Origin of the sequence: uncultured Parasphingopyxis sp. (genome assembly GCF_937129435.1) — a bacterium.
In the GTDB taxonomy this organism is placed as follows: Bacteria; Pseudomonadota; Alphaproteobacteria; order Sphingomonadales; family Sphingomonadaceae; genus Parasphingopyxis.
The window spans coordinates 1-9,876 of sequence record NZ_CAKZNF010000073.1 but is presented as its reverse complement, the minus strand read 5'-3'; the positions used below and the strand labels follow the sequence as shown (position 1 = coordinate 9,876).

Genomic DNA, 9,876 nt, shown 5'->3' with positions numbered 1-9,876 from the left:
GTCCCGAACGTCCCCGTCACCGCGTCACTGCCGTCATTGTCGATGATCAGATAGTTGAACGGATCGTCGCCGGCGAAGTCGCCCGTCTCGAGCACGTTCAGCGTCGCCCCGCCCAGCGTCACCGAGCCGTTGACGATCGCAAGGTCGCCATTGCCCATGTCATCGACCTCCACCTCGAACGTCGAGGCGGCGTCGAGCACCAGGTCGCCGTTCACCGTCAGCGTGCCGATCGATGCGCCAGGGGCCAAGGTGCCGGTGTTGAGGGTCAGGTTGCCGACCGTGCCCGTGCCGCCGAGGCGCGCGAAATTCTGCACGAGGAAATCGACGGCCGACTGGTCGGCATTCACCAAAACCTGCCCGACGCTGACCTGATAGCTATCGAACACCGATCCGGCCTCGTTGATGCGGAGCGTGCCCGTGCCGAACTGGAGGAACCTTTCGATACTCGTGAAGGCGAAATCGTTGAGGTCGATCTCGTCGTCCGATCCCGCCGCAGTGGCGTATACCGCCCGGTCCATACCCGCTCCGCCATCGGTGACGATGGTGCTGGTGAGCGCGGTCAGGTTGAACTGGTCGTTCCCGGCGCCGAGATCGACCGTGCCGGTGACGGTGCCATTGGGAAGCGTCACGATATCGCTGCCAGCGCCGGTGGCGATCGAGCCGTCGACCAGGCCGCCGGTCCGCACGACAATCGTGTCATTACCGTCCCACAGATCGATCGCGAGATCGGCCCCATCCGCGCGGGCGATCTCGCCTGCAACGGTCAGGGTGACATCGACCGGAATGGGAACGAACGTGTCGTCCTCGTCGGTAAAGCTCTCCGTGTAGAGCGCGATTCCGGCGGAATTCTCCGTGAAGATGCGTCCCGTCTCGGTGATCTCGATATTCGCGGTCGGATTGGTGCCGCCGTTCAGCACATCGCCCGGATTGATAGCGAAGGCCGCGAGCAGAATGCCGTTCGCATCGAGGAATTGAGTCCGGTCATCGTCGAACAGGATGTTGGTCGCAGGGCCGCGCGCACCTTCGGTCAAAATCTCGCCGGAAACCATGATATCGGCGAGTTGCCCAATCTCGTTCCCGGCTTGGGAGTTGGTGACGCCTTCGGCGAGAATCCCCGGCGAACCGTCTGCGATCGTCCGGATGGTGCCACCCGTCTGGCTTACGAGGTTGCGGCCGCCTGCAATATTCTGAACGAAGATACCCGGTCCGTTGACCTGCCGATTGATGATATCACCGGCGATCGAGACCGTATTCAGTCCGGGACCGAGATTTCGGTCAACCAGAATACCCGATCCCGCCGAGCCCAGGCGGGACGGGTCATTGTCTTCGAGCTGATCGATCAGGCCCGACGTAAATTCGACTGTGGCGTCGCCACCATCCGAGCCTGACAGATAGATTCCCGACCCTTGATCGGTGACGATCGTGCCCGAGAAGGTAACGCTGCTGTAGCCGCTGCCGCGATTGATCGCGAAAATACCCGATCCGCCGGACGTGATCGTATCGACATTGGCAACGATGGAGAGGTCGGCGGTGCTGTTCGTGCTGGTGATCCGTCCCTGGATACCGTCGACGCCGCGTCCCATGGTCGTGATCGTCACCGTCTCGTCGGCGCTGATCGAGACCGGGCCGGTGCTGCGGCCGAAAGTGATGGCACTATTGGTGCCGGTCATGTCGACATCGGTCGTCAGGTCGCGCACGACCAGCGCATCGACAGCGTCGCTGTCGTCGACCGCAATGCCGTCCGACTGGTCGCCGGTGCAGATCAGCGTGCGATCTTCCCGGATGCAATCGTCCACCGGCGGCGGCGTGTTGTTGGGGGTCAGCGTCAGCAGGACATCGTTGCCGTCGCCCCCGGTATAGCTGACGCTCGGCGTCAGGAAGGCGAAATCGTTCTGGATGTCACCGAACACGCCGTTGATCGCATCGGCGCCGTCATTGTCGATGATGATATAGTTGAAACTTCCGCCGCCCGCGAACGCGCCGCTTTCGATGATGTCGAGCGTTGCTCCGCCGAGATCGACCGCACCGAAGACGATGACCCGGTCGCTCTCGCTCAGGTCGTTCACCTCGACTTGATAGAAGGAATTGGCGTCGAAGGAGAGATTGCCGCGGACGATCAGCGTCCCGATGCTTTCACCGGGGGCGAGCGTGCCGCCTGTCGAGGTTACGCTACCGACCGTGCCGTTGCCAGAGAGGATGCCGCCGTCGAGCAGGACCCGCGCGAAGGACATATCGGCGCGCCGCAGCGAACCGCTGAGGATCGCGAGATTGGCACCATCGCCGACATAGGCTTCGAAGGAGCCGATACCGGTCGCATCGAGCGAGAGGTTATTGTCTTCCGTCACGCTGAATTGCGCGCCGTCGCGCAGATACAACGCGTGCGCTTCCGCGCCGCTCGTCGCCACCACGATGTCATCGTACGCCAAATCGTCTGAGACCGCGAAGTCGTCGAGATTGGGGCCGATCACCAGACCATGCGCGCCCGCGCCGGCCGTGGTGATATCGAGATTGGACAGCGCGACCGTCTTGTCGGAATCGGTCACGTCGCCTTCTGTCCCGCCGAGCTCGAGCCCGATGGCGTCCGCACCTGCTGTGGAGATGTTGCTGTCGCGCAAGAGTAGCGTGAAATCGCTGTCGGTCATATCGCCCGTCAGCCCGGCGAAATAGAACCCGCGTGCGCTGTCACCCTGGGTGGCGATGTCGAGGTTCACGGCACTGAAAGCAGTGCTGCTGTTCACCATCGAACCGTCGGCGCTGGTGCCGATCCAGATTCCGTGTGCACTTGCGCCTTGCGTTGTGACGGTGATGTTGAACATGTCGCCGACGGTCGTGCTCCCATCCCCCGCTATGAACTGATCCACCACGAACCCGCGCGAATTGTCACCCTGGGTCGCAATGGTCAGGCTTGCCGAATCGGTGCTGAACACCGAACTCCCAGAGCCGCCGCCACCGATGAACAGTCCGTCGGAATCGCTGCCGAGGGTCGAAAGGTCGAGATTGGATAGCGAGATCGAGAAAGCCGAATCGTCATCGACCGTCCCGTTGAAGATCATCGCCCCGGCATTGGTTGCACCCGTGGTGTTGACGGAGACGTTGTCGATGGTGATTTCGTTTGCGCTGCCATCGCCGCCCAGACCGTGATCGATTCCGCGCGCATTGCTGCCAGCGGTTGTGATCGTCGTGTCGAAGATGCTGGTCGTGCTGGTAGAGGTGTTGCCATAGGCTCCGAGCAGCACTGCCGTCGAACCGTCGCCCTGGGTTGCGAAAGTGCTGTCGGCGATGAAGGCTGTGCGGCTCGACGCATCGCCGCCCAGCTCGGCGAAGGCGAAGGCACGCGCATCATCGCCCTCGGTCGAGACGTCGCTGCCGATGATGATAGCATTGCCGAGCGAACTGTTGGCCACCTGCGGAATGTCGATCGCGTCGCTGCCGTCGCCCGTGGTCGCAAGGGTCGAACGTTGCAGAAGCAGCAGCATGTCACTGTCGCCGCCGATACCAAGTCGGATCGCATCGCTGTCCGCGCCGCCGGTCGAGACGGAACTGTCGAGCATAGCGAGGTTCGCCGAACTGTTTCCGCCCAGATCGAGGTTGAGGGCGAGGGAGCCATTGCCCGCCGTCGAGATGAGACTGTCATAAATCTGGCCAGTGAAGGCCGATCCACCATTGGGAGCGACGAAGCGCACGGCGTGCGATCCGTCGCCACCGGTGGTGATCGTCGAGGGTGCCATTGCATCGCGCGAATAGACCTCGAGATTGCCGACGCTGTTGCCGCCGCCCGAATCTAGTTGGAAGGCCGTGCTGTTGTCGCCGGTGGTGCTCGCCTCGATATCCACCACGACCACCCCCGAGGCGCTGTCGCCCGGAGTGCCCAGGCCGCCGGCCGCCAACTGGAACAGCGGCGAATTGTCGCCGGTGCTCGACAGCACCAGCCGGTCGCTTGCCTGCAACGACAGCGCACCCTGTGCCGAAATGGCCGGGTTGTCGTCACCGGTGGTAGCGATCACGGCGCCGGGATTGGCCGCGCCGATGCGCAGCGCACCTTCGCTGACGATCGCACCCGCGCCGCCGTCGCTGCGCACAACGCCGTTGACGACCACGCTTTCACCATCGGCACCGCCCGGAGGGAAAGGTGCCTCTTCGACCGAATTGATGTAGTCGGTAATTGCGTTCTGCGCACGGTCGGCCATCCGCGCCTTGTTCACCGTCACGCGTGCGGTGCTTTCGTGAATGAGCGTCTGGAGATAATCATCGGTCGTCCCAGTGACGCGGATGGCTGCGCTACCCGCACCGCCGGTCGTGACAGAACCTGCGTCGTCGACCAGCACCTGCCAGTCGTCCGCATCGCTCGCATCGACCACGATCCCGTCGCTGTCATCGCCGGTGGTGGTGATCGCGCCGCGATTGGTCACCGCGATATCCTGTGCGGTGACGAGGATGCCGGTACCCGCCCCCATCATGATGTCGCCGCTGTTGACGATGCGCGCGATGCTGCTGCCGATGGCGCTGCCGGCATTGGCGTCGATGGCGTTGAGATCGACGCTGATGCCGATCGATCCGGCGTCGGTCGTGCCCGACAGGTCGATATCGCCATCGTTGACGACATCGGCATCGACCGTGTCGTCGCGCGTCGCGAACACGGTGATGCCGAGCGCGGCGGGCGCGTCGAACGCGATCGCACCCTGGTTGAAGACACCGATGTCGTAGGTGCCGCCTGCCGGCGCGCCGAAGGTCGAGGCGCCGAGCGCGCGCAGCAGGGCGCCGCTGCCGGTGATACCGGCCTCGTTGTTGACCCTGATCGCAGCTTCGCTCGTCTGCGAGAGGGCGAAGATGCCGGTCAGCGTGCCCGCGCCCGATGTCATCGCGATGTCACCGCTATTCTCGACGGTCGTGTTGACGCTGTTTCCGCCGCCCTGTGCCAGGATGCCGTAACCGCCGACCCCGTCGACGGCGATATCGCCGCTATTCTGCACGGTGACGAGCGACGTGCCGGTTGCCGTATCGTGCCGCGCAAAGCCGACGATGCCGCTGGTAAACGGGCCGCTCGCCATGATCGCACCCGAATTGGTGATCCGCGTGGCGCCCGCATCGCCGAACATGTTGGAGACGATGCCGCCGCCGATGCCGTCGAAATCGGTGTCGGTCGTATCGGGGCCGGTCGCCACCGTGATCGCGCCGCTATTGCCGATGGTGATGTCGTTGCCGCCGAGGAAATGGCGCGCGAGGATGCCCGACGTCGCCAGATTGCGCTCGCCCGTGCCGCCCGAGGTCGCCGAAAGGACACCGCTGTTCGTGATATCGATGGCGCCGGTCGAGTTCTCCTGCCGGCCCTGCAGCGCGATGGCAGACTGGAAATCGGTGAAGGCGGTGATCGTGCCGCGATTGGTGATCGCCAGGTCGCCATCGCCGTTCGACACCACCGCCTCGATACCGAGGCCGAAGCTGCCATTGCCGTCCGCCGTGATCGCCGCGCCGGTATCGATGGTCAGGTCGAAGCCCTGGTCGACGATCGCGATCAGGCCCTGCGCGACGCCCGCGATGTTCGGGTCGTCGAACACGTCGATCACGACATCGTCGGCGATGTTGATCGCGATGTCGCTGTCGTTCTTGACGACGCCGATGGCGAAATAGCCGTTGGGCGCAATCGGCGCGGTCAAATTCTCGACGTTGAGCACGCTGAACGAGGGATCGCCCGGGCCCGAGGTGATGCCGCCCGAAACATCGCCGGTGCAGGTCGCGACGCCATTTACGATCGGACAATCGGGATCGGCGCCGGGCACCGATTGCTGCGCCAGTACCGGTGCGGCGCTGGCCAGCAGCCCGAGCAGCACGCTCGCGCGACCCGCGGCTTTGACGATCTTTCCGGCCCTGTTCTCGATGATGGTGTTCGACACGCGCTATCCCCTTCGATTGGCGGGGGAGAACGACCGGGATCGATGGCGTCCGCCCCCTTCGGGCGCGAACGTCTCCACACCCTTCAATCCTCCAAGCGGGGGAATCGGGACAAACGGATCAGGTGATCAGAAAAATTTGGCGAGCACGAGAATAGCGGTCCAAGCTCATATCCAACCTTGGCGGATCGATCAGACGATCAGCCCGTTCAGCCGCGCCGTGATGATTTCTTCGGCATCGGCGACGATGCGATCGATGAGTTCCTTCACGGTGGGGATGTCATGGATCAGGCCCTGAATCTGGCCCGCCGACCAGATGCCGCCATCGGGATCGCCGTCCGCCATGGCCTTCTGCCCGCGCTTGCCGGCGACGAGGTGCTGGATGTCCTTGAACTCTGCGCCGCCCGCCCGCTCGATCTCGACGACTTCGCTGCTGACGGCATTCTTCATCACCCGGGCCGTATTGTGCAGCGTGCGGAAGATCAGCTTGGTGTCGCGCTCGTCATTCTCGACCATCCGGCGCTTGAAATTCTCGTGGATCGGCGCCTCCTGCGTCACACAAAAGCGCGTGCCCATGTTGATGCCGTCCGCGCCCAGCGCCAGCGCCGCGGCAAGCCCTCGCCCGTCGCCGAAGCCGCCCGAGGCGAGCATCGGGATCTTCACCTTGTCGGCGGCCGCAGGGATCAGGATCAGGCCGGGGATATCGTCCTCGCCGGGATGACCGGCGCACTCGAAGCCGTCGATCGAGATCGCGTCGACGCCCATCCGCTCCGCCGACAGCGCATGGCGGACGGCCGTGCATTTGTGGATCACCTTGATGCCGTGCTCTTTGAAATGATCGACATGTTCCTGCGGCTTGTAGCCGGCGGTCTCGACGATCGTGATCCCGCCCTCGATGATCGCCTGGCGATATTCGGCATAGGGCGGCGGGGTGATCGCGGGGAGGATGGTGAGGTTCACGCCGAAGGGCTTGTCGGTCATCTCCTTCGTCCGTGCGATCTCCTTGGCCAGGTCTTCCGGCGTCGGCTGCGTCAGCGCGGTCAGGAACCCCAGGCCGCCGGCATTGGCGATCGGCGCCACCATCTCGGCATAGCCAACCCATTGCATCCCGCCCTGAACGACAGGATGCTCGATACCGAACGCCTCGGTGAAACGCGTCTTCAATGCCATGACCGATTTTTCCTCCGGGTCAGCACGCGAGTTACGGACACAATTCGATCTTCCGCACCGGTGCCGGCTATCACATCACAGACTTGTCCCTGTCCGATGCTCGACAGCAGTGTCAGCCGTCGGAATTCTTCGGGTCTTCCCATTCGCCTTTCGCGACCTGGAGGAAGTCGACACAGGCGCGTTTGCCCGATGTCCGGGCCCAGTCATCACTCTTCTCTTCGGCCTTTGCGGACTGGTACGCAGCTGCATAAACACGGGAGAGAGCGTCGAAATTATCGGCCATGAAATAAGTATCCTTTCTGTGCGACCCGCGGGCTTCAACGGGGTAGCTCCGGTTTCCGATCGCCAATGTCAACGGCGAAAATCTCAGTCTTGCTTGAGGAAATCGTCGAGCAGCGTGACGAAATCGTCGAAACGGTCGTGATGGACCCAATGGCCCGCGCCGGAGAAACTTTCGACACGGGCATCGTTGAAGTGCACGATCCGGCCATCTTTGGCGGGATTGGAAGCCCAGCTGTCTTCCCCATAGACGAGGAGGGTGGGGCAGGTGATCGCGCCCCACAGCGCCTCGATGTCCTGTTGCGCGATATCGACGCCGCCCCAGACATTGACATGCGGGTCGAACTTCCAGCTATAGCTGCCGTCCTCGTTCTGGCTGACGGCGTGGACGGTCAGGTGGTGGACATATTCCTCGTTCAGATGTTCGTTCGCCTCGGCCATGCGCTTCAGGGCGTCCTCGAACGTCGGATATCGCTTGTGCTGCCGGCCGGCCGCGTTGCGCTTGCTTTCGATCCAGTTCTTCAGGCGCCCGATCGCACCGTCCTTGTCGCGTTCGGCCTGCATCGCAGGGGAGGGGCCCAATCCTTCGATCGCGACGAGTTGCCGGACCGTATCGGGATAGAGTCCGGTATAGCGCAGCGCGATATTGCCGCCGAGCGAATGGGCAACGATCGTCACCGGCGCGAGATCGCGCTGATGGATGAGCTGGGCGAGGTCGTAGACGAAGGGGGTCATGTCGTAATTGCCGTCCGACACCCATTCGCTGTCGCCATGGCCGCGCAAGTCCGGCGCGATGACGTGCCAGTTCTTTCGCAACTTCTCGGCCGTCCAGTCCCAGCTGCGCGCATGATCGCGGCCGCCATGGAGGAGGATCAGCGGTGGCGCGTCCGGATTGCCCCAATCGGCATAGTGGAGACGCAGGCGCTGCGAATGGAAATTGTGGGAGGTCGGGCCGAGACGTTGCATGAATGCGACTCTGCCATGGGTAACGTTCACGTCAAGTATGGCGTCGTTTACGATATCTGTAAAAGTGCGCTAAAGAATTGAATGCGCACAAGGACATCCCATGGACGATGCGAACCATCCCGAGACCCCCGATGAGGGAAAGGCGCCGCGGGCGCTCCGAAAGGACGTCAACGCGCGGATCGGCCTGCGCAAGCGCGGCTATTCGCAATCCAAGGTCGATCTGCTGAATATCTCGAAGAGTGGGTTCAGGATCGAAACCGGCCTGCAGCTTGCCGAGGGCGAGCAGGTTTTCCTTAATATTCCGGGCCTCGAGACGCGCGTCGCGCGCGTCGCGTGGACGGACAAGTTTACCGCTGGCTGCGAGTTCGATCAGCCGTTGGCCGACTATGTCTTCGACCAGATCGTCGCGCGCCTGAAGTAGACGCGCCAATGGGGCGGCCTCAGATCACCTTCATATTGTAGCTGTGCCAGGCGAAGATCGCCGCGGCCCCACGATGCGGTCTCCACGGCTCGGCGATCAGGCGAACATCCTTTTCGCAGGGGCGGTCTTCATGGCCGAGCAGCCTTCCGACCGCGATCTGTACGGCCAGATCGCCTGCCGGCCAGATATCTGGCCGGCCCTCGGCGAACAGCAGGTAGATTTCCGCCGACCAGCGGCCGATCCCCTTGACCGCCGTCAGCGCGGCGATCGCCTCCTCGTCATCCTCCGGCAAGGCGTCGAGATCGAGCTCGCCCGAAGCGACGAGCCCTGCCAGGCTGCGGGCATAGCCCTGCTTTTGCCGGCTGAGGCCCGCAGCACGGAGATCCTCATCGCTTGTGGCGAGCAGCTTCGCCGGATCGGACGGATTGCCCAGCGTTTCGTCCAACCGGCGCCAGACGGCGTCGGCGGCCGCCACGCTGACCTGTTGCCCTACAATCGTCCGGAGGAGGGTGACATAGCCGCGATCCCTGATCCGGGGCTCGGGATAGCCTGCTTGCTCGAGAGCGTCGGCAAAGGCAGGCTCGATTCCGGCCAAGGCATCGAGCGAGGTTTTGAGCTGGCGTTCGTTCAGTCCCATTGCATCACGGCCCCTTGATTTACGAAAACCTGCCCCTCATAGCGCCGCCACGCACCGTGTCGAACGCAGGAAAGAGGGAAAGCGCCATGGCAAAGCTGATCGTCGTCAATCGCGATGGGGCCGAAACGGCCGTCGAGGCGGACGATGGCCTGACCGTGATGGAAATCATCCGCGACAATGGTTTCGACGAACTGCTCGCGCTGTGCGGCGGTTGCTGTTCCTGCGCGACCTGCCATGTCCATGTCGATGCCGAATGGCACGAAAAGCTTCCGGAGATGGACGAGGACGAGAACGACCTGCTCGAAAGCTCCGATCATCGCGACGAAAATTCGCGCCTGTCCTGCCAGATTCCCTTCAGCGACGAACTCGACGGTTTGCGCGTGACGATCGCGCAGGAAGACTAGGGCCAAGACTCATAACCATCAAGCTATGATGGCAGCGAGGCTGATGGCGGCGGCGTATGTTGCGGCGAGTTTGTCGTAGCGGGTGGCGATGCGTCGGAAGTCCTTGAGGCG

The 9,876-nt window shown here is 63.2% G+C and carries 7 protein-coding genes and 1 pseudogene; 2 read left to right on the top strand and 6 right to left on the bottom strand.

The features are described from left to right. From Q0139_RS11695 to Q0139_RS11680, 4 genes are all read right to left on the bottom strand, one after another. Positions 1-5,891, bottom strand: a 5,891-nt coding sequence (locus Q0139_RS11695) for a hypothetical protein (RefSeq protein WP_298021993.1), incomplete at its 3' end; no start/stop codon positions are given. A gap of 189 nt (positions 5,892-6,080) precedes the next feature. Next, a complete protein-coding gene (locus Q0139_RS11690; RefSeq protein WP_298021990.1) occupies positions 6,081-7,058 on the bottom strand; it encodes a nitronate monooxygenase family protein in 978 nt (325 codons plus the stop codon). Positions 7,059-7,170: 112 nt separating this feature from the next. Further along, entirely contained in the window at positions 7,171-7,341 is a 171-nt protein-coding gene (locus tag Q0139_RS11685) for a hypothetical protein (protein ID WP_298021987.1), read from the bottom strand. 83 nt (positions 7,342-7,424) lie between these two features. Beyond that, positions 7,425-8,303 (bottom strand): alpha/beta hydrolase, encoded by an 879-nt coding sequence (locus tag Q0139_RS11680; RefSeq protein ID WP_298021984.1) that lies wholly within the window; start codon positions 8,301-8,303, stop codon positions 7,425-7,427. A 100-nt stretch (positions 8,304-8,403) separates the two neighbouring features. Between Q0139_RS11680 and Q0139_RS11675 the strand changes: the two genes are divergently transcribed. Beyond that, entirely contained in the window at positions 8,404-8,724 is a 321-nt protein-coding gene (locus tag Q0139_RS11675) for a PilZ domain-containing protein (RefSeq protein ID WP_298021981.1), read from the top strand. Positions 8,725-8,743: 19 nt separating this feature from the next. On the opposite strand, the gene Q0139_RS11670 is transcribed toward Q0139_RS11675, so the two are convergent. After that, entirely contained in the window at positions 8,744-9,361 is a 618-nt protein-coding gene (locus Q0139_RS11670; protein WP_298021979.1) for a DNA-3-methyladenine glycosylase 2 family protein, read from the bottom strand. A gap of 86 nt (positions 9,362-9,447) precedes the next feature. Between Q0139_RS11670 and Q0139_RS11665 the strand changes: the two genes are divergently transcribed. After that, positions 9,448-9,765, top strand: coding sequence for a 2Fe-2S iron-sulfur cluster-binding protein (locus Q0139_RS11665; RefSeq protein ID WP_298021976.1), 318 nt, complete (start codon positions 9,448-9,450; stop codon positions 9,763-9,765). An 18-nt stretch (positions 9,766-9,783) separates the two neighbouring features. On the opposite strand, the pseudogene Q0139_RS11660 reads toward Q0139_RS11665, so the two are convergent. Further along, positions 9,784-9,876: pseudogene (locus tag Q0139_RS11660) on the bottom strand (IS5/IS1182 family transposase); the annotation flags it as partial.